Source organism: Bacteroides thetaiotaomicron VPI-5482 (assembly GCF_000011065.1).
Lineage (GTDB): Bacteria > Bacteroidota > Bacteroidia > Bacteroidales > Bacteroidaceae > Bacteroides > Bacteroides thetaiotaomicron.
Genome location: NC_004663.1, coordinates 3,040,159 through 3,064,807 on the forward strand (window position 1 = coordinate 3,040,159; position 24,649 = coordinate 3,064,807).

The following is a 24,649-nucleotide window of genomic DNA, read 5'->3' on the forward strand; positions in this document are numbered from 1 at the left end:
CAAAGACAAGGATATTTTATACTATAAAAAGTCAATGTCATGGAAAAAAACATTTTTAAGTTAGATAATGAACAGCTCAAAGCAATTGTATGCTCATTTCGGGATAAAACAGAAGAAGGGTTAAAAACGGAAAATGCAGAGATACAATGCATTCCTACCTTCATTGCTCCAAAAACAACCCATATTAAAGGAAAGTCACTGGTACTTGACCTGGGAGGAACCAATTATCGGGTGGCAATCGTAGATTTCGACAAAGCAACACCAACCGTTCACCCGAACAATGGCTGGAAAAAAGACATGTCAATTATGAAGTCCGTCGGATATACCCGCGAAGAGTTATTCAAAGAATTGGCCGATATGATTATAGGAATCAAACGTGAGGAAGAAATGCCTATCGGTTATTGTTTTTCTTATCCGGCCGAGTCCGTACCGGGTGGAGACGCCAAACTGTTACGCTGGACAAAAGGAGTAGATATTAAAGAAATGGTTGGAGAATTTATCGGAAAACCTTTACTCGACTATCTGAATGAAAGAAACAAAATTAAGTTTACAGGCATCAAGGTAGTAAACGATACTATAGCCAGTTTATTCGCCGGTCTCACAGATAATAGTTATGATGCATATATCGGCCTCATCGTAGGGACAGGAACCAATATGGCAACTTTTATCCCTGCCGATAAAATTGAAAAACTGGATCAGTCATGCAATGCACATGGATTGATTCCTGTCAATTTGGAATCAGGCAATTTCCATCCGCCCTTTCTGACTGCGGTAGATGATACCGTTGACGCTATTTCCGGTAATCCGGGAAAGCAACGTTTTGAGAAAGCGGTATCCGGTATGTATCTGGGAGACATACTGAAAACAGCCTTTCCGCTGGAAGAGTTCGAAGAGAAATTCGACGCACAGAAACTGACTTCCATTATGAATTACCCGGACATCTACAAGGATGTATATGTACAGGTAGCACAATGGATTTATGGCAGATCCGCACAATTGGTTGCCGCCTCACTTACGGGGCTTATCATGTTACTGAAATCCTATAATAAAGATATACGAAAAGTTTGCCTGGTAGCCGAAGGCAGTCTTTTCTGGAGTGAAAACAGGAAGGATAAAAACTATAACATTCTCGTTATGGAAAAACTAAGAGAACTCCTTCAATTATTCGGCCTGGAAGATATTGAAGTGGATATAAAAAGTATGAATAACGCAAACCTGATAGGGACAGGCATTGCGGCATTATCATAATATACTCCCGTCACTGCCGGCTTCTGTACAAACATACAGGGCATGAAGCCGACAGTGATGTAACCACACCCGAACTTCATAAAAAGAAAAAGCGCAGATAAATGATTATTTAAGCCGCTCTTTTCGTATTTTTGCATCAATACAAGAATGAGTATGCAGAACAACGACACCATAAAATCCGGAGACATATACTGCGGACAGGAAAGAAAGACCGGCAAATACTTTGCCTATCAGATTATCGACGTTAAGAAAGAGATTATGACTTATCTTCTTTTGGACTATTTCGATGAGAAATTTCCTGATGAAAAGGCAGTCAAGGAAATGAAGCCATTCAGGCGACATCGTTGGTTCTTCAAAGAAGGTACTACTAATTATAGCCATTCGGAACGAAATAAATTGCCCGAGGGAGCTGCATATGCAGGTCACAGAACTCCGCTTATTTCGGGTGAGTGCAAAGTTTATGGTTGCTGGCCAAACGGATATGACAATGTCGGCGAAGAAGAATGGGCAAAGATCCCAACAGATGCTCGTCAGAAATTCAAAGCTGCCCTTAATGATACGGCTGAAATTGTAGTATCCGGAATTGAATGCCGCCGCAGTTTCCAATACATTGACGATAAGTTACTGTCGGCAATGGACAACTATTCGGAGCTGGAGAAACTCCCCGTAGCCTATTCTTTCAGTGCAACTAAATTCTATCCATCACTTATTCCATTCCTCGAAACCCGTTGGACAGCCACAAAACTCGATTGGAAAAATCACGGTCAAAACAATCTCGACCTCAGCCGTACACACTTACGGGAAATTACACTAGATGGAGAAGGACTGAAAAGCGTAAGTCTACCGGAGAGTTGCAGAACAATCTCATTTTCAAGCACCTTATCGCCGGAGCTCAAGGTTTATTCACCTGACGGCGGTAGTAATCTGACTCTGAAAATAGAACTTGAGGCAGATCATGTACCCGATGTCGGATTACCGCAATTGGAAATTCTCGTACTGGACCGGGCAGTAAAGCTGGATTTATTACCCGTGACCAATCTATACCCTAATCTCTACTATCTAAGAATTTGCGGCAAACCGGGATACCTCTCCAACATATCTTCGCTACGCAATCTGAAAACGCTGGAAGTGCTTTCGCTCGAAGAAATCTTCGGATTCACAGCGGAAGAGTTTCCCACACCGGGGACCTGTCCCCTTCTAAACACCCTTTGGATGGAAAGTATCCCCGAAGAGGCCGGAAAACAAATAAAGAAAAAATATAAAGGAAAGATAACTGAACTGGACATCCGCAAGTTACGCAAGCCGGAATGGCTCGCCGAAAACCTGGATAACCCGTTACGCCACTGGGACGGCAGCGAATTTGTTCCACCGGCCAAGTTTAAAAAGGCAGTGGTAATCTATCGCAATGCGAGACGCGATGCATTGGTCGCCGCCAACCAATATCTGATAGACAGAGATGCTGCCCTTCTGCAAAATCGACTTGAACAAACAGGTAAGGAATTTGTCATCGCTTTCAATAAGCTCGACGGCAAATCGGGATTCATTGAGACAGAAGAACGCGAAGATTTATGCGCTGCCTTCCAGGTCATACTTGATGCAGTGGACTCATCAGTAAACTTTTTGGGGTTCACGATGAATCACGACCGCATTTGGGAGATTATGAACGAGCACAGAGATTGGTAACACCAAGTCATATAACCGTATCTCTATAACCATGTCTCGTTTCAAGAAATGTCCGCCCGATATTATTTATTATAAGGAATCACACTTAAACTATAATTACCATCAGGCAACAAATCCGAATCAAATTCTATTTCAATATCTTTAGACTCTCCTTTCAACAATGTGAAATAATTATCATTCATCAGAGCAGGTAATATACGCTCACCATCAGAAGAGCGAATAGCCTGTACGTGAACAGCAAAAGCGACTGATGATCCCACATTTTCGATCTTTGCTTTAATCACTTTCTTACCATTACTATCCACTAAGCTTGATGTTGTACGCAATTTGGCTTTCGGCAAATTATTCAATGCTTTATAGTCTCCCGGTTTATTGGAACGCCAATAAAAGTTATCAGAAAGCAGTTGCCCGTTTTCATCGTTCAGTTCCAACTTGATGAAATGCACAGGAGTCAAATCCGTTGGCTTCTTTTTTCTACCATATAATTCAAATTCATAAAGTGAATATCCCCACATAGTAGCCTGTTTCAACCCTTGCATTTTCACATAACGAGTACGAACAGGTTTTATCTTAATCTCTTCGACACCGCCTTTAGAGTCCTCATTGATATAAATTTCTTTCCAGTTTATTGCATCATCCGAAATCAACAGTTTATAAGCTTTTGCATGAGCAGCTTCCCAGTTCAATATGACAGAGGCTATTTCAGTAGGTTCACCCAGATCAACATAAATCCATTCTTCATCACGGGGTTCACTCGCCCAACGACTGCCATCACTGGCATCAATCGCGGCACTTGGCTCTCCGGCATCTGCCGAAATGGAGGAAGCAACCGCTTTCTTACCGAAAGCAAGGTTGTCTGTTGTAAAATTCAGATGGAAACAATAGGAATCCTTATTAGCGGCGGCATCCAAAACTACAGACTGGCTATAACGCCCCATTTCTTTCCCATCCAGATTATAGACTTTACCTGTAGCCGTAAGTCCTTTCTGCTCTTTCAAAGTGGTATTGATCACTTTTACACTATTATCAGCATAACTCCACTGAATATGAACCGGTTCACACGCCTTTCTGATTCCCCAGTAAGCCCCGGTCAAGTCATAATAATAATCATAGGTTTGCCATACCAATGAAGGATAAGCCGACTGCCCCATCCAAGTCAATATGCCGGAAGCATCTTCCCAAATATGATGTTGAAAGCCTTCGTACATCGCTTTATTCACCTCAACATTCACTAATTGAGCTTTCCGGCAAAAATCTTCAATACCTTTCGCTTTACCATAATTGAACTCTACGGTAGAGAAATATTTGTCGGGACTGGCGTTCCCCGCCGAATTGCCAAAGAAATGCTTGTCCCACATTTCATTACGTGGCCACCAATCTTTTTCGGGCATAAATTTCTTAAAGCTATCGAAAGTAGTAAAGACAGCTGTACCTATTTCTGTACGGAATCCCCATCCTTTAGTTATATTGGCACCATATCCATAAGGGGCTTTGGTAAAATACCAGTTAGGATGAGAATTAGTCCAAGGTCCACTCCCGGAAAGGCCGTCACTATGGGAATTGGCATGATAGGCCCGATCACCCCCATCGTATGTTCTAACGTCTTCCTCCAGCCACTTATTAAGAGGCTGTAACGGATACCCCTCATTATCACCACACCACACTGCAATACAAGCATGATTACGCAAACGCTTGATCTTTTCCACTGCATTCATATTGAAAGCAAAAACATCATCCGGAAGATTCGAATTTGAATTTAACCAGAAGTCGTCCCACACCATAATGCCGTATTTATCGCAAGCTTCATAAAACTCATCATCCGTAACCGAACCGATCCAATTGCGTATCATATTAAAATGCATCTCATTGTGAAGTTTCAATTTAAGATCATATTCTTCACCCCGACAACGCAACATATATTCGCTCATTCCCCAGTTTCCTCCTTTTACATAAACAGGTTCACCATTTATTTTAAGATGAAGCACACCGTCAACCAGCTCGGAACCGTATTCACGAATACCAAATGTAATATTCTGTTTATCAGAAGCCTTACCATTCACCATATAAGTCAGTTCGCAGGTATAAAGATTTGGCTGTCCGTAACCATTAGGCCACCACAAAGCAGGATTCTGAATTATAAATTGACTGAACTTGCTATCATCCAGAAGAAAAGTCCGCTGTTTGCCTGCCTCAATTACCAAATCTTCGGTAAATTCAATGTTGCCCGGCTGAATGATACCTTTCAACACTCCTTTCTGCTCTATATCTGTATGATTCCGTAGTTCCAACTGCAAGCTTAAAACCGCTTTGTTTTTAGAAGGAACTTTCGAACGTATCCAAGGATCGACGATAGACACTTCGCCGTTTTTTGTCAAATAGACGTCGTCAGTAATACCAGTCAGAAGACCGGGAACATAAGGCATCCAATCCCAGCCGGCACATGACATATAAGTAGGACTTGCATAATTGGGAACCGGAGTGCCTACCCAATGCACAAGGACGGCAAGCACATTCTTACCGTTTTTTGACAGCAAATCGGTTATATCGAAATTCCCCCGATGCATAAATCCATCAAGCAACCCGAGACGCGTCCCATTAAAGAATATTTCTCCTTTACGGTTAACCCCTTCAAAATTTAGCCATACTCTTTCTCCGTTTTCCACCTCCGGCGAATTAAACTCTGTACGATACCAGAAGTTACGGTCATATTTTGCTTTATCGACTTTATACGCATTATCAGCAAAATTCGGATCAGGCTCCAGTCCTTCTAATACATACGAACCAAACACCGTTCCCGGCACAGTTGCTTTGACCCAATCCCTCGTGTCATATCGGGTAGTCATCATATCAGAAGGATGCTCAATTTCTGCCTGAGCTTTCACTTTCCATATCGTCAGATTTCCATCACTATTCAATGAAATTTTTACTTTTTGTGCATGAACGGTGATACCAGTAAATAATAAAACAAGTAACAGTGTAGTCTTCCAAATATTCATATCTTCTATTTCTTTTTCACATTACAGATCAGTATATGAACGATTAATCGCTCATATACCCCTAAAAAAGAAATCAGATAGTCATATTATTATATTTTGTATTCCTCTATCTTCCTGTACAAAGTGGTAAGACCGATCTTCAGCAAGCGGGCAGTTTCCGTCTTGTTGCCTTTCGTATATTCCAGGACGCGGGCAATATGCCTTCGTTCCATAGCAGCCAGTTCAAAACTACCGATATTATCATCCGAACATTCATAATGAGTATTCTGAATCTCCAACGGAAGATCGCACACATCCAGATGCCCGCCTTCGCAGACAATCAGACTCCGTTCTATCACATTCCGCAATTCACGGATATTTCCTTTCCAGGGTTGCTGTTCCAACGCATGAAGAAAAGCAGGAGTCATCTCATTGACCGTATACGAAAGTTTCTCGGAAAAGCTCTTTGCAAAGGCAGTGGCAAGAATTCTGATATCACCGGTACGTTCGCGAAGTGCCGGCAGATGTACCTGAAATACCGAAAGACGATAAAACAGGTCTTCACGGAAACGTCCCGCTTTGATTTCCTCTGTCAGATTGCGGTTGGTAGCAGCAATAATACGAACATTCACGTGCGTCGGTTTCGTATCTCCTATCTTTATATATTCGCCTGTTTCGAGAATACGCAGCAATTTGGCCTGTAGTTCAAAAGCCATTTCTCCGATTTCATCCAAAAAGATCGTACCGTTGTTGGCTTCTTCGAAGAGTCCTTTCTTGTCCTTCAAAGCTCCGGTGAAGGACCCGGCTTTATGCCCGAACATTTCACTCTCCAGCAGTTCCTTACTGAAAGACGAACAGTTCACGGCAACAAAGCTCTGTTTGCTCCGCTTACTATTATAATGTATGGCTTGTGCAAATACTTCTTTTCCGGTCCCCGTTTCTCCGGTCAACAACACCGGAACATCAGTCACCGAAACCTTCTGTGCCAGCATAACAGCTTCTTTCAGCACTTTCGATTCTCCCAGAATGGAATCAAAAGAATATAGCTGACTGACTTTCTTTTCCAGTTTCTCTAACCGGACATTCATCTTAGCCTTCTCAACGGCACGACTGATCAGAGGGATAATCTTATTATTATCGTCCCCTTTGGTTATATAATCAAATGCACCGTTCTTGATTGCCTGCACTCCGTCGGGTATATTACCGTGAGCGGTAAGAAGAATGACTTCCACATTCGGAGCTGTCTTTTTAATGTTCAACACCAGATCGACCCCGTTTCCATCGGGAAGAAAGACATCACACAAAGCCACATCCGGCTGTTGAATTTCCAACTGCCTGATAGCTGCCTTGCAATCACCCGCCTGACACACCTCATAACCCTCCAGTCCGAGCATACGAGCCAACAGGCTACGAATCTGAACCTCATCGTCAATGATAAGAATTTTACTCATAATTAATTTATAAAAAATGAAGAAAGACAAACAGGGTGCGCAAATATAAGTCTTTTTTCTATGATCCGAGAACAATTCTCCCTACTTTATTGTTATTTCCACAGGAAACTATTTACGCAACAAACTTATGAAGATCATTATTATTGGAGGCGTTGCCGGAGGAGCTACCACTGCTGCCCGGATCAGACGCACAAACGAAGCAGCTGAAATCATCCTTTTAGAAAAAGGAAAGTATATCTCTTATGCCAATTGCGGACTGCCGTATTACATCGGAGGCGTGATCAAAGAACGGGAAAAACTGTTTGTACAGACGCCCGAAGCATTTTCTACGCGCTTTCGTGTAGACGTACGAACTGAAAATGAAGTAATCTTCATCGACCGGAAGAGAAAAACAGTAACGGTAAGACAAAGTAGCGGAGACACTTACGAGGAAAGCTACGACAAATTACTGATATCGACCGGAGCCTCCCCTGTACGTCCTCCCCTGCCGGGAATCGACCTGAACGGAATCTTCACACTCAGGAATGTAGCCGACACAGACCGAATCAAAGAATATATCAACAGTCATGCTCCCCGAAAGGCTGTTGTCATCGGAGCCGGATTTATCGGGCTGGAAATGGCAGAGAACCTGCACGCACAAGGAGCTAAAGTTTCTATTGTGGAAATGGGAAATCAAGTGATGGCTCCCATCGACTTCTCCATGGCATCCCTTGTACACCAGCATTTGATGGACAAAGGAGTGAACCTGTATCTGGAGCAGGCAGTAGCCTCTTTCGAAAGAGACGGAAAAGGATTGAAAGTCATCTTCAAGAACGGACAGTCCATCTCTGCCGACATCGTTATACTTTCCATCGGCGTACGTCCGGAAACGACACTGGCACGTGCCGCAGAGCTGAAGATCGGCGAAGCCGGAGGAATCGCCGTCAACGACTACCTGCAAACGTCGGACGAATCGATTTACGCCATCGGTGACGCTATCGAATTCCGCCACCCGATCACCGGAAAACCGTGGCTCAATTACCTTGCTGGTCCCGCCAATCGTCAGGGACGAATTGTCGCAGACAACATTCAGGGAGCACACATCCCTTATGAAGGAGCCATCGGAACTTCCATTGCAAAAGTATTCGACATGACTGTTGCTTCTACCGGATTACCCGGCAAACGATTGCGGCAGGCAGAAATCAATTATATGTCTTCGACCATCCATCCGTCCTCTCACGCAGGATATTACCCGGATGCCATGCCGATGAGTATTAAAATCACTTTCGACCCGAAGACAGGTAAACTGTACGGCGGACAGATCGTCGGCTATGACGGTGTAGACAAACGCATTGACGAAATCGCGCTTGTCATCAAGCATGAAGGTACGATCTATGATCTGATGAAAGTGGAGCAGGCTTACGCCCCTCCGTTCTCTTCTGCCAAAGATCCGGTAGCCGTTGCAGGATACGTAGCCGAAAACATCATAACTGGGAAAGTACAACCCGTCTATTGGAGACAGTTGAGGGATATCGAGATGGAAAACAATTTCCTGCTGGATGTACGTACTCCTGACGAATTCTCGCTCAATACACTGCCGGGTGCAGTGAACATTCCGCTGGACGAACTGCGTGACCGGCTGGATGAACTGCCGAAAGACAAGATGATCTATACATTCTGTGCCGTCGGCCTCAGAGGATACCTTGCTTATCGCATTCTGGTACAGCATGGATTTGAAAAGGTACGCAACCTTTCCGGAGGATTGAAAACATACCACGCTGCCGCAGCACCCATCATCCTGAGAGAAGAAAGTGAGAACGAAGTACCTGCACAACCGAACGCAAACATACAACAGCCGGCAGATGCGCAACCTCAAAAGACAGTTTCACCAGTTGAAGCAGTGAAGACAATCCGTGTAGACGCTTGCGGACTGCAATGTCCGGGGCCGATTCTGAAAATGAAAAAGACAATGGATTCGCTGGTTTCCGGCGACCGGGTAGAAATTACCTCAACCGATCCGGGATTCCCGCGTGATGCTGCCGCATGGTGCAACTCGACAGGAAATCAGTTGATTTCCAAAGAAACAGCAGGAGGAAAATCTGTAGTAGTGATCGAAAAGGGCGAACCTAAATCCTGCAATATTGTTACCTCCTGTGAAGGCAAAGGAAAAACTTTCATCATGTTCAGTGATGATTTAGACAAAGCTTTAGCTACCTTTGTGCTCGCTAATGGCGCAGCTGCCACCGGACAAAAGGTAACGATCTTTTTCACCTTCTGGGGACTGAACGTTATCAAGAAGCTGCATAAGCCGAACGTCGAAAAAGATATCTTTGGAAAAATGTTCGGCATGATGCTCCCTTCCAGTTCCCGAAAGCTGAAACTCTCTAAAATGAGCATGGGAGGAATAGGAGGAAAAATGATGCGATACATCATGAACCGGAAAGGAATCGACTCTCTGGAGTCCTTACGCCAACAAGCTCTGGAGAACGGTGTGGAATTTATCGCCTGCCAAATGTCCATGGACGTCATGGGAGTGAAACAGGAAGAACTTCTGGACGAAGTGACAATAGGCGGAGTAGCAACATACATGGAACGGGCGGATAATGCAAATATCAACCTGTTTATATAGAAAAAGAACAAACAAAAAAACAAGTAGCATATGAAGACAATATGTGTAATGCGCGATGTATTCAAAGCAATGGCAAGATTTGAAGATGCATTTGAAAAAGTGTATCAGGTATCATTAAATGAAGCGATGATATTATGTGCCCTGCAAGAAGCCTCGCCCAATAATATGACGGCCACGAGCCTGTCCAAACGAACGGAGCTGACACCCTCGCACGCTTCAAAGATGCTCCGGATTCTGGAAGAAAAAGAACTGATTGTCAGAACACTCGGAGAAGAGGACCGGAGACTGATGCAGTTCCATCTCAGTCAGAGCGGTAAAAAACTAGTCCGACAATTAGCACTTGAAAAAGTGGAAATACCGGAATTACTGAAACCGCTATTCGAATCGGTAGATTCCTAAATCAAGCAGCCCGATACATGTAATATCGGCTTGCAGAAGAATAAAACGGTGAACCGCCTGTTCATATATTACAGGTTGTTCACCGTTTCTCGTTTCGTCATTCTTCAAGCCACCCTCTAAGAAGAGACATCACTTTCTGCTTCTGATCTTCGGACATTGTACCGATGCGTGCAAGATGACTGCCTCCCGGCTCTACAAAAACATGAATATTCTTTTTATTCTTCAGCCATGTTACTCCGGCAGCTGTCCAGGGATCATTCTGACCATAGATAAAAATCATCTTCGGATCGTTCTTCTTCAAGAACCGCACAATCTTATTGCTCAATGTCTTATCGAATTTCATCTTCCGCATATCTTCCGGCAACATCAGTCTTCTCAGATAATCCTTGCTGGTCTTTATAGAAAGGTAAGGTTTAAAAGGAGCGATATCGTATCCATAATACCCCAATTCGCGGGCAGCCTGCACGAAGAAAGAAAGAGTCGGGCTGTCTACTATAAAATAAGAAGGTCCGCTGATTGCCAGCAAATGATCCAGCAGTGTATCGTCAGAAGCCGAGGTTTCCGGTATACTACGGATATCCGTTCCCCATTGCCAGATAGAGAAAGAGTATTCCAGCACACAGAAATCGTATATTTCTTCCAGAGGAGCGCGGAATGTATAGTTCTTTTCAGTACACATTTTTTCAAAACGGGGCAACAAACGAGCCTTTCGCTTCAATACTTCCAACTGGAAATCTTCTATTTTTTTCCTATCGGCTTCCGTACCTACCCGGCGGAGGAAAGGTTCGTGCCGACCGTCTTCACGCGCATAACAAAGAGGAGCAACATAAGGCACGGAAACATCCACATCGTCGGGGAAGAAAACACGGTATAATAAGGAGGTCTGCCCACCCTTGCTGATCCCCGTACTGATCCATTTGCCAGGATATAAAGTCTTGAAAGCGGTTGTCACGGCATGCAAATCCTCGGCAGAATTCTCTGCGGTCAGGTATTGCCAGTCGCACGGTTCGGGAGTGGATTCGAGAAAGTAGCGATGCTCCACAAAGATCATATTGGCATCGAACAATTCAGAAAGTTCTTCCCGATAAGTGGGGCGCAAAGCATACCCTGCCCCATATCCTTCAGTGACAATCACTGTGGGACGGTCATAACCGACGTGTCCCACAATCACCCGCTGGCGGAAACTTCCCTTTTCGGGATGTCGATGATCCAGCGGCTGAGTCAGGTACATTACATACTTTTCCGGGAAGCGGCTGGTGTCGAGCAACTTTATTCCGCTGACGGACTTATTTTTTTCGATCTTCTGAATAAACGATTCCTGCGCCGACAATGAGACGGGCGCAACTGCGATCAGCAGCACGATTGAGAACCATACGAAAAGAGGTATCCGAATGTGTTTCATAAGCATTTGAGTGTTAATTTTCTCGCAAAGATAATCATTTGCACGAACCTTTTTACACATTTCTTGTTGTTTGTAACAAAAGCCCCAAGGTACCAGGGCGTGATTTTTATATAACCTAAACATTATAAAAGATATGAAGAAATTAATTCCTATTTTATTGGCGGTCTTTGCACTCGCTTCTTGCGAAAAAGACCCGGACATGGGTAAGCTGGATGACAACTATCTGGTATACACTAACTACGACAAGCAAGCCAACTTCAAAGACTTCAGCACATTCTATCTGGCTGACAAAATCTTGGTTATCTCTGACAGCAAAGAACCGGAATATCTCGAAGGAGAAGGCGCTGAGCAAATTCTGGCTGCTTATACAGAAAATATGGAAGCAAAAGGTTATCAACCGGCTGCCGATAAAGAAAGTGCCGATCTTGGTATTCAAGTAAGCTACATCGCAAGTACTTATTATTTCACCGGCTACACACAACCTGAATGGTGGTGGGGATATCCCGGCTACTGGGGACCCAGCTACTGGGGTAACTGGGGCGGATGGTACTATCCGTACGCTGTGACCTACAGCTATAGCACCAACTCATTCATTACAGAAATGGTGAACCTGAAAGCAGATGAAGGTGAAGGCAAAAAACTTCCTGTAGTCTGGACAAGCTATCTGACTGGATTTGAAACAGGCTCTAAAGCTATCAACCGCACTCTTGCTATTGAAGCAGTGAACCAGTCATTCACTCAGTCACCTTATCTTACTAACAAATAAACAACTACAACTGTTATGAAAACAAGAAAGAATATATATTTCAAGGTAGTGGCGCTAGCAGCCATTGCCATCGCCTTTGCCATGCCGGCTAAGGCACAGCTATCAGACAATGGATATGCTAATATAGACTGGCAGTTCAATGTTCCATTGAGCAATAATTTTGCAGACAAAGCCAGCGGTTGGGGTATGAACTTTGAAGGTGGTTATTTCGTTACTCCTAACCTGGGTCTGGGTCTTTTCCTGAACTATCACAGCAACCACGAGTATATTCCTCGCGAAACATTCAAGATAGGTGCAGGTGACGTTACAACTGATCAGCAACACACAATGTTCCAGTTGCCTTTCGGTGCTGCCGCCCGCTACCAATGGAATCGCGGTGGAGCCGTACAACCTTATGTCAGTGCAAAATTAGGTGCTGAATATGCTAAGATCCGTTCCAACTTCAATATGTTGGAAGCCAGAGAAAACAGCTGGGGATTCTACGCTTCTCCTGAAGTAGGTGTCAATGTATTCCCTTGGGTTTACGGACCGGGTCTGCACTTTGCTCTGTACTACAGCTATGGTACCAATAAGGCTGATGTACTGCATTACAGTGTAGACGGACTGAACAACTTCGGTTTCCGCGTGGGTGTTTCATTCTAACCCGAGCAACTACTTGATTTTACATTAATAAGCAAGAGCCCCTCTACTTCGGCAGAGGGGCTCTTCATTTTTTATTTGCTTTGAATCGCTTTATAGATCGCATCCTGTATCTGTTCGCGAATTTCCAGACGGCTTAACTTCCGGTTGGTTACGTCCGGATAAATCCGGTTGCTCAGAAATACATAAACCAAGCCATTGTCGGGGTCTACCCAGGCACACGTTCCGGTAAATCCGGTATGACCGTATACTTTTGCCGGTGTATGCTTTCCGCAAGGGCTCTTTTCCGGATTACGGGTATCCGGTTTGTCAAATCCAAGTCCGCGACGGCTGATTTTGGAAACTTCCGTTGTAAACAACTGGCAGGTTTCCTTGCTTAAATAACGCTGTCCGTTCAACTCACCACCGTTCAGCAACATCTGATAAACCTGTGCCACTTCACGTGCATTCGAGAACAATCCGGCATTTCCCGAAACGCCTCCCTGGAAAGCGGCAGCCTCATCGTGCACAAATCCCTGAAGGGTAGTCTTACGCAAGAAGCGATCGACAGAAGAAGGTACAACTTCCGATTTCGGAAAGCGGCGCAAAGGAAGGTATCCTGTACGTTCCAGTCCCATCGGTTCATAAAATTCACGTTGCAAGTAGGCATCCATCGGCATTCCCGCAAGTTTCTCAACCAAAAGACGCAACAGGATAAAACCGACATCGCTGTATCGGTAAGTTTTAGGTTTCATCGGTGCGTCTGCAATCTTCTTCTCCATTTCCTTGAAGAAAGAAGGATTCAGCCACAGACTATCACAGATTTGCAAGGTGTAATCTCCGGTTTTAACCTTTGAAACATATTCCTTTTTAAATGCAAAATTAGGATTCGCCCATGTGGAAGTTCCCAACTGCAACGGATGCCGTGCATCTTTGCGGGACATGAACAGTCTGCCTTCATAACTATCTTCATCGATGGCTTCCCGATAAAAAGCAATTCCGGGCGGCAAGCCGGACTGATGGTAAAGCAGTTCCTGAATGGTTATGTCTTTCTTGTTAGTACGCTGAAGGAAAGGCAGATAGTCTGCAATTCTGTCCGTCAGATTAAAACGTCCCTTATCGTAAAGTTTCATTAAAGCAAGCACCGTACCAGTAGTCTTGGAGAGTGAAGCCAAGTCATAGATATCGGTCGGCTGCACACGTGCGCTTCCCGTTCCGGTGTGAGTGCCGAATGTCTTGTCTACCATCACATGACCCTCTTTCATCACGATCACCTGACAACCGGGATAAGCTCCCTGACGTACACCGTCCAAAGCGATCGAATCAATTCGTTGCAGGGCGACAGAAGAAAGCCCATGTTCTTCCGGAATAAAATGCAAAGGTGTTTTCGGAGTAATCGTGACACCGTCTCCTGCCTGAAAGAGTTCTCCAAGACTGGCCGATAATCTTCCGTCCGCCGTAGCTTTGGCAAAGAGCACATCCGCCACCTGCCGCTGCACATCTTCATTAGGGCTGTGTCCCAGCACCACTGCCGAGGCACGGGCAACCGCACGCTGTATCTGCAACATCATCTTACCCTGCGTAAAGAAAGCATAGATGACCGGAGCTTCAGTAGTAAATTTACCGAAGAAGGTCTGATAAGGTGACAGCTTCTGTTCACTTACGGCAACAATAATCCGTTTATAGGTAGCCAATGAGTCCCGTAACCGCTGATTCGCCTCTTCCGTCATACCGGGACGAAGACGGAAACGTGACAAAGAAGTGTATTTCGACAACTGTTCCGCCAATGCATTGGTTTCACCCGCATCACCGACTTCAAGCAATGCCATCGTTTCTTTTTGATTCGTATGCAAAGGAAGAACATGATTTTCATTATTCAGCACAGTAATCGCAGCCAGATTCAACCGACGGATTAAATCACGTGTCTGAGGAGTATTGATCCGTTGTCCCAAACCGGATAGCTGGACAAACGGTTTCTTTTTTAGTCCGAGCACATATTTATAAGTCAGTACTTTGCGGCATTTCTCTTCAATATCTTCGCGTGTCAATTCTCCCTTATCAATGGCATCGAGTACGGCGGCTATCTCCTCCTTCAGGTTCCGGGGAGCCAGTACCATATCATTCCCTGCCTTCAGTGCCTGCAGACTGACATTTCCATTCCCCGAAACACCTTTCATGGCAAGTGCATCCGTGAAGATCAGTCCTTTGAAAGCAAATTCTTCTGTCAGCAGATCGTAAACGATATTACGGGATAAAGAAGAAGGAAGTCCGCCTATCGGTTCAATAACCGGCACTTGCAGGTGTCCGACCATCATACCGCTCAATCCGGCACGGATCGCTTCTTTAAAAGGATGGAGCTCTACACTGTCCAGACGTTCGCGAGTGAAGGGAAGTACCGGAAGCGTTTTGTGCGAGTCTACATCCGTATCACCATGTCCGGGGAAATGCTTGCAGACGGATAGTACGCCTCCGCCTTCCAGACCGGAAGCATAAGCTACTACCTTATCCGCCACCCGTACGGGGTCTTCACCGAAGGAACGGGTATTGATGACCGGATTCTTAGGGTTGATATTCACATCCGCCACCGGAGCAAAGTTGACTTGTACACCTAGCTGTACACATTGGCGTGCCATCTCGCGACCATATTCATAGATTAATTTATTATCCTGAATACATCCGAGCACCATATTTCGGGGAAAGACAGGAGTACCACGCAGACGCATTGCCAGCCCCCATTCTCCGTCAAAAGTGATCATTAACGGTAACTTTGCCATGCGCTGGGCCCGATTAGTCAGTTCCGCCTGGGTCTGCATCTTCCCACCGGAAAACAGCAGTCCGCCGACTTTATAGGTATCGACGGCATCCTTCAGCAGTATCTGGTTGCGCTTGGTATCTACCGGAGCAATCGTATATATAAACAACTGACCGACTTTCTCTTTAAGCGTCAGCTTATTCATAATGGAGTCTACCCATTGTTGACAACGGACATCTTGTTTAGCTTTATAAAGTAGTAAAGGTTCTACGGGAGTATCTATTGCTTCTCCCCTGGCCTTGACAGGAAGAAATAGCAGGATAGCCAGTATATATGTTAGTAATCTCATTTTTTATTCAAGGTCAAATCTAGTCGTCCAACATAAATTCCATTCTTTCCGGTGTGCATAACGGGGACATTTTTCCCGTCTATGTTCAGATAATTCTTGGGGCTTTCCATAAAGGTATGAGAATGCCCACCCAGAATAACATCGATATTACGGGTGTTGGCTACCAGCTTCTCATCCATCTGAATACCCAGATGTGACAGGCATACAATGACATCGCATCCTTCTTCTTTCAGTTGTGCGGCAATGTCATTGGATACGGCGATCGGGTCTTTATAGATTACCCCTTCGCATTTATTGGCCTGTATCAGTCCTTCCGGCTTCGCTCCCAACCCGAAAACTCCGATCTTCAAACCGAAACGATCCAGAATGACATAAGGTTTTACGATATCTTTGAGTACTGTGGCATCAAGATCATAGTTGGCACATACTACCGGAAACTTGGCTAATTTAAATAGACGAGCCATGTTGTCCAAACCGAAATCGAACTCGTGGTTACCGATTGTCATTGCATCGTATCCCATTTCATTCATCAGGGTGACTTCTACCTCACCTTTAAACATATTATAATAAGGAGTGCCTTGCGAGATATCGCCGCAATCGAACAGCAGTACATCCGGATTTTCTTTGCGGAACTGCTGCAGGAAACTTGCCCGACGGACAAATCCACCCTGACCGTAGTTCCGGTCGCCTTCCTGAGTCATAGGTTCAATCCGGCTGTGTACATCACTGGTTTGCAGTATGATTAGTTTTTTTGTTTCCTGGGCAGTTGCCAATGCAGGTAGTAAAAGGAGGAAAAGCATCAGCCACTTTCCGGTTCTTCCTTTGAATATATTCAAGACGGAAGTTATATGATTATGAGTTGTCATAGGATACTGAGATTTCATTGTAAACCTTGGTTATTTATTCTCTTTTCATTTTTTTATTTCCGGTCGGATGCCGGAACAACGGTGATACGTCCATCCAGTTTAGAGGTAATCTTCTTGCCTGCAGCTGTCTGTTGCCTTACGTAGTCGAGGAACAGTCCGCGCAATGTCAATCCATCCGGACATTCACGCTTATCCGCATTGATAAAGGGAGTGAGTCCGTCGTTTCCGTCCGCCAGATAGTCAATGGTAGCTACGGTATAGTCTTTGTCATCTTCGATCTCTTTTTCCTGTACGGTTGCTTTCAGAAGTTTTCCGTCTTTTGTTATTTCCAGATGTGCTCCGCTCAGTCCTTCACCGTGCAAAGAAGCTATGACTTCCATCAGTCTTTTTATTTCCGTACCTTTCATCGTCAGTACGCAGAGAGAATTTTCAAAAGGAAGTATTTCGAAAACAGCATCGACTGTGATATTACCCTGTGGAAGTATGTTGCGCAAACCGCCCATATTCATGATTCCAATATCGGCAGGATGCTTCAGTACACGCTCTGCAGAGAGTCGTAGCACTTCGGCGACCAGGTTGGAAAGCAAGCTCTCAGGACGTCCTTTGTCCATCGTCATCTCGCTGACGCCAATCACCTCATACATCATCTTATCTATTTTTTCTTTGTAGGGTTTAAGCAGGGCGGCAGCCTTTTCGTCGGGATGAGCATCCCAGGTTGAATCCATACAAATCCGGGTTCCTTCTATCTGGGCAACTTCATAATTTGCCTGAACTTCACGGGTAGATTGGCAGGAAGTGAATAGGATTAGTCCTGTCAGAATAGCTCCCGAAGTATACTTTACGTAATTTCGTTTCATCTTCTTTCTTTTGTTTATGCTACAAATGTACATTTTATATTTTAAAGTCATGCGGAAGAAGAAGAAACTTATAGCAAGTTTAGTCCTATTTCAAGGGGAATTAGCTGCAAAATGCACTTAAAAATGTTAATTGAAAGTATTCTGAGGCAGGGTTGATTTAATTAAAAAAAGGACGTTCCCAGGGAAAAAGGGGAAATTAGGAACGTCCTTTGAATAGAGTTAGCGAAAAGTCCGGTCTTTCACAAGTACAGACCTTTCCTCTCTTCACTAAAATAAACTAAGGACTATAGTGGGGAAATCCTTAGTGGGGAAAAACGACTATCAGCTTCTTCACAGGAGCGCATAATCGCAAAGTAGTCGCATTCGGTACTTACTGTATCAATGATATTTCTACACCATTAGAAATTCTTTTGTACCGATGAAGCAACATATTTTTTAGAATATCTTCTTATAATATCTTGTTAATAACTTTGTTTATTCGGCGATACAGATACTCACACGATTTTCTTCTGGTGCTTTATATGGCTGAACAGTGTCTCCTTTGGAATCAACCATAATTCTGTCAGTGGTTATTCCTTTTGCCTTCAAAGCATCCGCAACATTGCCTGCGCGTTTTTCAGACAACGACTTGTTGATTTTAGGATTGCCTGTATTTACATCGGCATAGCCTGTCACTTTAACCTTTGCAGCCGGATTGTTTTGCAGATATTCTACCAACATATCTATTTTTGACTTTTGATCGTCTTGTATCTTCGCTGAGTTCAAAGCAAAGAAGATATCCTGTTTCATTGGCTGTACTACAACTTCTTTCTTCGGCTGTGGCTGTTCTACCACGGGAACAGGCTTCGGTTGTTCCACTACTACAGGTTCTGCCTCATAATATACAGGTTTAGTTTCCGTATAGCCTTTACCGAATTTAATATTCAAACCAATGAGAGCATTGAACTGCCAGTCAGCATTTCCTGCCTTCTTTGAGTTGAACTTGTCGGACAAGACATTTGCATTACCTTCGATGTTGATGGACAAGCGATCATTCAGACGCAGATTACATCCTAAACCCATGCGCCCAGCAATGAGAAACTTTCCGTCCCGCCAAAGATATTCCATCTCATAGGTTCGTGTATCCAGTGCATTCGCCTCATCGTTATCAAAGCCACGATTTAATCCTCCTCCGAGAAAGACATAACCATTGAATACACGTTTGGGATTAAAACCACAAAACAATGTGCTAAGATCAGAAACGATGTCAATGTTACCTTGCAAATATTTGTACTGGTAATCCTGTTGCGGAGAAACCCAGCCTCCTTTTGCCTGCCATCCGCTGACACCAACACGTGCCCGCCATGCAGGAGCAAACTGATAACCTACGTTTATCGCTGCTGCAGGAGATATAAGATCACTAAACTTAGCTTCGCCAAGTGTGTGAGCAGCACCTACTTGCACTTGCATAAACCAATGAGGTTTGAATTCAGTTTTACCTTCTTCTTTTATTCTTTGTTCTTGTGCGGAAATGACTGTACTACTTAATAGTAAGGCGAATACAGGCATCCACAATTTCTTTATGTTCATGCTTATCTTTTCTTTTTAATATGATACTGCATTAACTTTATTAAAGAAGGGTATCCTTCTTTTGAAAAAGATACCCTTCTTATCTTTGTCGATATTGCTATCGTGAGAGATCAATCAATTACTGGTGAGTCGGAGTAATTGTTAATGTTACTGTGCTGGTTACTTCACCGAACGTATATTTAACCGTTACAGGAATAAACAGTTTGAATGGTGCATTTATAGTAAACTTACCGTTTGCATAAACAAGGTCACCATACGTTATGTCACCACCTATTTTCTGAAGATCACATGTGTAATTAATTGACATGTTAGGTGCAACGTCCTTCAACAGTTTTGGTGCAGCTTCGCTTGCATTCAATGTTGTCATGATCTGATCCTTATCAATTGAAATTGCACTACCAGTAACTCCATAATAAGTATAGAAATCGATAGGCGCTACAGCAAACGCTTGACCTCTCCAGTCTGTCAAACCAAGTAACTTGCTCATGTCGATCTTAGCAGTTCCTGTAGTTGCATCCTGCAATTCGGCAGACTTCAAGTCAACTACATTGATAGGACGCAAGAACTTCACATCAAATTTGTTACCAGTCAACGGTAAGATTTCATCGCATTCGTTAGTTACCACAATTTCAATACCTACAGTGAACGGATCCACGTTGTAAGCAGACTTATTCAACAATGCATGTGCATTCTCGTCAGCCTTATTGTAAGTAATAATACCGTCAGCATCAATTGTAGCAATCTTAGTTGCAGTAGCACTATTCTTGCTAGCATTCAATTGAGTACCGTTAGCTGTTACAGTGAATGTGTATTTATCAGTTCCGATAGTTACATCCTTAGCTCCTGAGAAGATAAACTTCGCAGTCAACTTATCCTTCGTAAATGATGGGAAGTTCGCTTCTGTAACGTCAGAAACAACAACCTTACGACCTTCAAATACATCAAACAGATCAAGTTTGAAGTCTGTTACTGCTACAGTAACCGGTTCTTTCACATCAGCTTTTACATAAGACTTATCAGGTGACCAAGCTTCAGTAATCTTCTGGTCATTCTTAATTACTCCACTAGGCATTGCGATGCTTGCTTTCATCGTAATTGTGATATCTCCACGAGTTCCGTCTACTGATTCATAAGTCACAGTAGCGAACATCTCTGTCTTCGACTTTTTAACAAGAGCCAAAGCTTCTGCCGGAGTTACTGTCCACTCTACTACTGTAGTAGCAATAGCTTCAGGATCCGTTACTTCTGTTACTGTTCCTGTACTTCCTTCACCCAAAGCGATAGCACCTCCATCATCTTTCTTCAATGTATATGCTGTATGGAAGTCAGGCTTGTTCAACTTCGCTTCAGCATAAACATCATTCATGTTGAGGTAAGTCAATTTGGCAACATTGTTCTCACAACCATAGTAATAAGTATCTTTAGTGAATACTTTACCGAATCCGTCAATTGTACCCTTAACAATCTTTGTCTTAATCCATCCTACAGCAACTACCTGATTAGGAACCTTAGTGGTATCTACCAATTCTACACGTAACAATGGCTCGCGATGTTCAGTTGCTTCAGAATCCTGACCTTTATATTCAGGGTTAATAATACCTTTAGCAGCATCACTACCATTAAAGAATGAGTTCTGTTCTGTCTCATTATTAGCTCCACCAATTAATTGGAAGCAGTGAAGACATATTTCAGACCGTTATCTTTAATATTAGTCATCTTAACTAATTCAGTACCATTGTTTTCTTTATAATAAGTAGAGATTTTATCTGCTAATTTAAGTGTACCATCTGTAGCTACAGTGTAATCTGCATTTGCATCAATAGCTTCTTGTGCCTTACCTGCATTAGCATTAGGAGTAGAACCAGTACGAGAAATGCTTTGTCCATATAAGATTACGTCTTCTGCATCAATTTTGGTTTCTAGAACGAAGTCGCTCATAAGTACCTTATATATACTAGCGTAATCAGAGGTAATTACTTTAGCTTCGTCAGCACCAATAGCTTTGGTCTGAGCCTGCAAAGCATATACAGCTACCTTACCAGAATTCAGTGCCGGTATCTTTTCTGCATCTGCATCCATTGCAACTTTAAGATAACGTTGTCCGTCTTCGGTTACGACATCTGATTTCTTTATATTAGCAGTTGGATCCATTGCAGCAGCACGAGAAACTGGATAATAATCCTTATCGCCTGAAAGGAATTTCAGGCTTTCAATCTGTGCCATTGAAACGCTAGCCGGATTCATGTGGTAATATGCCCAGATTTGCGGAGTAATATAAGAAAGTGTAGGATTAGACTTATATGTTTCACCGGTTTCTGACGGTTTAGCGTACGCATTTTGAGACCATGCATTATAAGTCAAGTTGTTAGCTTTCAATGCAGAGATTCCACCCACATAGCAAGTGGGCTCAAATACTAATCCCTTCAAAGGTATAGCGTCTATGACAGAGAATTCACCAGTAACTTCTTTACCGTTTTCGATCGTTACAATTCTATATCCTGTAACGACTCCTTTTTCATCAAGGATAGCAGTAATAGATCCTTTTGCGGTCTCAGGAATCGCAACAGAAGTTTTTGTGCCATCATAATAAACATAGCCATCTTTTACAGTCAGTAACAATGGATCAAATTCCTTATACGTCGGAATTTCAGGGATTTCAGGAATGTCGATAGTACCAGAACTAACTTCTTTACCATCCTTCTTCAAAGTAATCTTACCATCCTTTGTCACATCAAGAGTATACGATGGCAATTCTTCAGGCATTGGTATAGTGTACTCTTTACTATCCGCACCAGTCACTGTTAATTTGCCTGTAGATGCATCATACACCACAGACTTCACATAGCCTCCCACTTGAGCTTGCAATTCCGAGAGAGTTTTTTCAATTCCATCGACTCTGGCATTTACCGCATCAATGTCATCATCGTAGTCTTTACAACCTACGAACGATGCACCGGTAGCAAGCGCCAACGCTCCGAAAAGCATCACCCTAACAAATTTTTTCTTCATAACTACTTAAAAATTACATTAATAATATATTATTAAACACTAAGTTCAAATAATACTCGCCCGTTACTTCTTAGGTAACGGGATAATACATTTTCCCACTCCGACAGAAGCGTCTGCGGGCCATTTTCAATAAATAAGTTATGATATTTTTAACCCCTGCTTTGGAGAGACGGCAGAGGGGAGGGAAATCTTTTGCAAAAATTAGAGAGCAAGGTGTGTTCTTCACAAAAAATCCGCAGTTTTGTTTGATGTGTTTCCTTTTTTTAGTTGTTTATTAGAAATAATATCTTTTTTGTTTGCATGTTTTCCAAAATATGTCCATATTTGCAGCGTGTTTTCTTGCCGTTACCTAAGAAGTAACACCATATTTATCAGCAACTTATCTTCAAAAACGTTTTTCTAAAGGGAGAGAGAACCGTTGCATTAGCCTCATCAATTTTCTTATTCTTAAAAGGTTTCAGATAAGTCTCTGTTACTGTGATAGATGAATGTCCCATAGCTTCTGAAATGATACCGGGATGCACTTCACTATAATATGCCATCGTAGCCCATGTATGACGGGCAGTATAAGTAATATTTAGAAATGCAGTAAAAAACGGAATGGCGAGTATAAAACGTAAAACGTTTATAATTAAGCACTTTACGAGAATTGCAGAATAGGCTGGCCTGCAAAAGAAAACAAAATATTGCAGCGTTTCAGTTACCAGGCTGTTAGCCGCCTGTTTCTGAAACGACGACAGGTAACCGATTTTTATCGATAAGAACAAAGCGGATTTGTATTCACTGTTCATCAATATTTTGCATGCCAAAGGGCGCTTTTCAAAGGAGTATTTTTACAACCTAAAAAAGAGCGTTATGAAAGTGGAAAAATTTAAGGTACTGCTCTACCTGAAAAAGAGCGAGCCGGACAAGAACGGCAAAGCCCCGATCATGGGACGGATCACCCTCAACCGCACGATGGCGCAGTTCAGCTGCAAGCTATCCTGTACCCCTGAGCTATGGAACGCACGTGAGAGTCGGCTGAACGGCAAAAGCCGGAAAGCGGTGGAAACCAATGAAAAAATAGAGAGGCTACTGCTTGCCGTACACTCGGCCTTCAATTCCCTCATGGAAAGGAAAAAGGACTTCGATGCCGCCGCGGTCAGGGACATGTTTCAGGGTAATGCGGGCATACAGATGACCCTGCTCAAGCTTCTCGACCGACACAATGGGGAAATGAAGGCCCGTGTTGGCGTAGACCGTGCGCCCACCACACTCTCGACCTACCTCTTCACCTACCGCACGCTTTCCGAATTCATCAAGGCGAAGTTCAAGGTCTCGGACCTGGCATTCGGGCAACTCAACGAGCAGTTCATCCGCGACTATCAGGATTTCATCCTCATGGAAAAAGGACATGCCGTGGACACGCTTCGCGGCTACCTGGCCATCCTGAAAAAGATCTGCCGTATCGCCTACAAGGAGGGACATTCGGAGAAATACCATTTCTGCCACTTCAAACTACCCAAACAGAAGGAAAGTACACCGAAAGCACTCAGCCGGGAGAATTTCGAGAAACTGCGTGATCTGGAGATTCCAGAGAAACGCAGGTCGCATGTCATCACCCGGGACCTCTTCCTCTTCGCCTGCTACACCGGCACAGCCTATGCTGATGTGGTAAGTATCACTCGGGAGAACCTCTTCACGGATGAAGAAAACAATCTCTGGCTGAAGTACCGGAGGAAGAAGACCAACTACCTCGGGCGCGTCAAGCTGCTGCCGGAAGCCCTCGTGCTGATCGAAAAGTACCGTGATGATGCCCGCATGACCCTCTTTCCACCGCAGGACTACCATACGCTCAGGGCCAATATGAAATCCCTGCGCCTGATGGCAGGACTCAGCCAGGACCTTGTCTACCATACAGCAAGGCATTCCTTCGCTTCTCTGATCACACTCGAGGAGGGAGTGCCGATCGAGACCATCAGCAAGATGCTGGGACACTCCAACATAAAGACCACCCAAATCTACGCCCGTGTAACCCCGAAGAGACTGTTCGAAGACATGGACAGGTTCATTGAGGCGACACGTGATCTCAAACTAATTCTTTAATCCTAAAAACGT

The 24,649-nt window shown here is 43.8% G+C and carries 16 protein-coding genes and 2 pseudogenes; 8 read left to right on the forward strand and 10 right to left on the reverse strand.

The features are described from left to right. Window positions 1-39: 39 nt before the first annotated feature. Window positions 40-1,248 carry a hexokinase family protein gene (locus BT_RS12315; RefSeq protein WP_011108294.1) on the forward strand — a complete coding sequence of 403 codons (1,209 nt, stop codon included), beginning with the start codon at window positions 40-42 and terminating at the stop codon, window positions 1,246-1,248. Window positions 1,249-1,401: 153 nt separating this feature from the next. Then, window positions 1,402-2,931, forward strand: a complete 1,530-nt coding sequence (locus tag BT_RS12320) for a hypothetical protein (RefSeq protein WP_070750407.1) — start codon at window positions 1,402-1,404, stop codon at window positions 2,929-2,931. Between the two features lie 62 nt (window positions 2,932-2,993). Here the strand turns inward: BT_RS12320 and BT_RS12325 are convergent, their stop codons facing one another. Together BT_RS12325 and BT_RS12330 are read right to left on the reverse strand one after the other, a co-directional pair. After that, window positions 2,994-5,927 (reverse strand): discoidin domain-containing protein, encoded by a 2,934-nt coding sequence (locus tag BT_RS12325; RefSeq protein ID WP_011108296.1) that lies wholly within the window; start codon window positions 5,925-5,927, stop codon window positions 2,994-2,996. A gap of 89 nt (window positions 5,928-6,016) precedes the next feature. Beyond that, a complete protein-coding gene (locus tag BT_RS12330) occupies window positions 6,017-7,357 on the reverse strand; it encodes a sigma-54-dependent transcriptional regulator (RefSeq protein WP_008763641.1) in 1,341 nt (446 codons plus the stop codon). 127 nt (window positions 7,358-7,484) lie between these two features. Between BT_RS12330 and BT_RS12335 the strand changes: the two are divergent. From BT_RS12335 to BT_RS12340, 3 genes and pseudogenes are all read left to right on the forward strand, one after another. Next, window positions 7,485-9,147: pseudogene (locus tag BT_RS12335) on the forward strand (FAD-dependent oxidoreductase); the annotation flags it as partial. A gap of 92 nt (window positions 9,148-9,239) precedes the next feature. Beyond that, window positions 9,240-9,965: pseudogene (locus BT_RS25005) on the forward strand (DsrE/DsrF/DrsH-like family protein); the annotation flags it as partial. 30 nt (window positions 9,966-9,995) lie between these two features. Then, the gene (locus BT_RS12340) at window positions 9,996-10,364 is read left to right on the forward strand and encodes a winged helix DNA-binding protein (RefSeq protein ID WP_008765135.1); all 369 of its coding nucleotides are present in this window, start codon (window positions 9,996-9,998) and stop codon (window positions 10,362-10,364) included. Window positions 10,365-10,461: 97 nt separating this feature from the next. On the opposite strand, the gene BT_RS12345 is transcribed toward BT_RS12340, so the two are convergent. Further along, on the reverse strand, window positions 10,462-11,766 hold the full coding sequence (locus BT_RS12345; RefSeq protein ID WP_062695986.1) for a S28 family serine protease: 1,305 nt from the start codon (window positions 11,764-11,766) through the stop codon (window positions 10,462-10,464). Window positions 11,767-11,899: 133 nt separating this feature from the next. Between BT_RS12345 and BT_RS12350 the strand changes: the two genes are divergently transcribed. Together BT_RS12350 and BT_RS12355 are read left to right on the forward strand one after the other, a co-directional pair. Beyond that, the gene (locus BT_RS12350) at window positions 11,900-12,532 is read left to right on the forward strand and encodes a DUF4136 domain-containing protein (protein ID WP_008763637.1); all 633 of its coding nucleotides are present in this window, start codon (window positions 11,900-11,902) and stop codon (window positions 12,530-12,532) included. 15 nt (window positions 12,533-12,547) lie between these two features. Next, window positions 12,548-13,174: a porin family protein gene (locus tag BT_RS12355; RefSeq protein WP_008763636.1), complete on the forward strand. Its 627-nt coding sequence runs from the start codon at window positions 12,548-12,550 to the stop codon at window positions 13,172-13,174. Between the two features lie 71 nt (window positions 13,175-13,245). Here BT_RS12355 and BT_RS12360 read toward each other — a convergent pair whose 3' ends face one another. From BT_RS12360 to BT_RS24450, 7 genes are all read right to left on the reverse strand, one after another. After that, the gene (locus BT_RS12360; RefSeq protein ID WP_011108299.1) at window positions 13,246-16,251 is read right to left on the reverse strand and encodes a glycoside hydrolase family 3 N-terminal domain-containing protein; all 3,006 of its coding nucleotides are present in this window, start codon (window positions 16,249-16,251) and stop codon (window positions 13,246-13,248) included. Further along, entirely contained in the window at window positions 16,248-17,051 is an 804-nt protein-coding gene (locus BT_RS12365; RefSeq protein WP_048694979.1) for a bifunctional metallophosphatase/5'-nucleotidase, read from the reverse strand. The genes BT_RS12360 and BT_RS12365 overlap by 4 nt, the downstream gene beginning before the upstream one ends. 119 nt (window positions 17,052-17,170) lie before the next feature. Beyond that, window positions 17,171-17,974 (reverse strand): 5'-nucleotidase C-terminal domain-containing protein, encoded by an 804-nt coding sequence (locus BT_RS12370; RefSeq protein ID WP_008763633.1) that lies wholly within the window; start codon window positions 17,972-17,974, stop codon window positions 17,171-17,173. A gap of 474 nt (window positions 17,975-18,448) precedes the next feature. Next, window positions 18,449-19,543, reverse strand: coding sequence for an OmpA family protein (locus tag BT_RS12375; protein WP_008763632.1), 1,095 nt, complete (start codon window positions 19,541-19,543; stop codon window positions 18,449-18,451). 118 nt (window positions 19,544-19,661) lie between these two features. Further along, window positions 19,662-21,083 carry a hypothetical protein gene (locus BT_RS24625; protein WP_225011916.1) on the reverse strand — a complete coding sequence of 474 codons (1,422 nt, stop codon included), beginning with the start codon at window positions 21,081-21,083 and terminating at the stop codon, window positions 19,662-19,664. A gap of 122 nt (window positions 21,084-21,205) precedes the next feature. After that, window positions 21,206-22,552 carry a hypothetical protein gene (locus BT_RS24630; RefSeq protein WP_225011914.1) on the reverse strand — a complete coding sequence of 449 codons (1,347 nt, stop codon included), beginning with the start codon at window positions 22,550-22,552 and terminating at the stop codon, window positions 21,206-21,208. A 371-nt stretch (window positions 22,553-22,923) separates the two neighbouring features. Beyond that, window positions 22,924-23,343 carry a tyrosine-type recombinase/integrase gene (locus tag BT_RS24450; RefSeq protein ID WP_008765140.1) on the reverse strand — a complete coding sequence of 140 codons (420 nt, stop codon included), beginning with the start codon at window positions 23,341-23,343 and terminating at the stop codon, window positions 22,924-22,926. A 64-nt stretch (window positions 23,344-23,407) separates the two neighbouring features. Here BT_RS24450 and BT_RS12390 point away from each other — a divergent pair, with 64 nt between their 5' ends. Beyond that, window positions 23,408-24,637, forward strand: a complete 1,230-nt coding sequence (locus BT_RS12390; RefSeq protein ID WP_005681479.1) for a site-specific integrase — start codon at window positions 23,408-23,410, stop codon at window positions 24,635-24,637. The last annotated feature ends 12 nt before the right edge of the window (window positions 24,638-24,649 follow it).

Excerpts from the sequence above, each read along its gene's own strand:
- BT_RS12315 (WP_011108294.1), top strand. The coding sequence starts at position 40 with ATGGAAAAAAACATTTTTAAGTTAGATAATGAACAGCTCAAAGCAATT.
- BT_RS12355 (WP_008763636.1), top strand. The coding sequence starts at position 12,548 with ATGAAAACAAGAAAGAATATATATTTCAAGGTAGTGGCGCTAGCAGCC.
- BT_RS24450 (WP_008765140.1), bottom strand. The coding sequence starts at position 23,343 with ATGAACAGTGAATACAAATCCGCTTTGTTCTTATCGATAAAAATCGGT.
- BT_RS12390 (WP_005681479.1), top strand. The coding sequence starts at position 23,408 with ATGAAAGTGGAAAAATTTAAGGTACTGCTCTACCTGAAAAAGAGCGAG.
- BT_RS12340 (WP_008765135.1), top strand. The coding sequence starts at position 9,996 with ATGAAGACAATATGTGTAATGCGCGATGTATTCAAAGCAATGGCAAGA.
- BT_RS12350 (WP_008763637.1), top strand. The coding sequence starts at position 11,900 with ATGAAGAAATTAATTCCTATTTTATTGGCGGTCTTTGCACTCGCTTCT.
- BT_RS12345 (WP_062695986.1), bottom strand. The coding sequence starts at position 11,766 with ATGAAACACATTCGGATACCTCTTTTCGTATGGTTCTCAATCGTGCTG.
- BT_RS12360 (WP_011108299.1), bottom strand. The coding sequence starts at position 16,251 with ATGAGATTACTAACATATATACTGGCTATCCTGCTATTTCTTCCTGTC.
- BT_RS12365 (WP_048694979.1), bottom strand. The coding sequence starts at position 17,051 with ATGCTTTTCCTCCTTTTACTACCTGCATTGGCAACTGCCCAGGAAACA.
- BT_RS12320 (WP_070750407.1), top strand. The coding sequence starts at position 1,402 with ATGCAGAACAACGACACCATAAAATCCGGAGACATATACTGCGGACAG.
- BT_RS12330 (WP_008763641.1), bottom strand. The coding sequence starts at position 7,357 with ATGAGTAAAATTCTTATCATTGACGATGAGGTTCAGATTCGTAGCCTG.
- BT_RS12370 (WP_008763633.1), bottom strand. The coding sequence starts at position 17,974 with ATGAAACGAAATTACGTAAAGTATACTTCGGGAGCTATTCTGACAGGA.
- BT_RS12375 (WP_008763632.1), bottom strand. The coding sequence starts at position 19,543 with ATGAACATAAAGAAATTGTGGATGCCTGTATTCGCCTTACTATTAAGT.
- BT_RS12325 (WP_011108296.1), bottom strand. The coding sequence starts at position 5,927 with ATGAATATTTGGAAGACTACACTGTTACTTGTTTTATTATTTACTGGT.
- BT_RS24630 (WP_225011914.1), bottom strand. The coding sequence starts at position 22,552 with ATGAAGAAAAAATTTGTTAGGGTGATGCTTTTCGGAGCGTTGGCGCTT.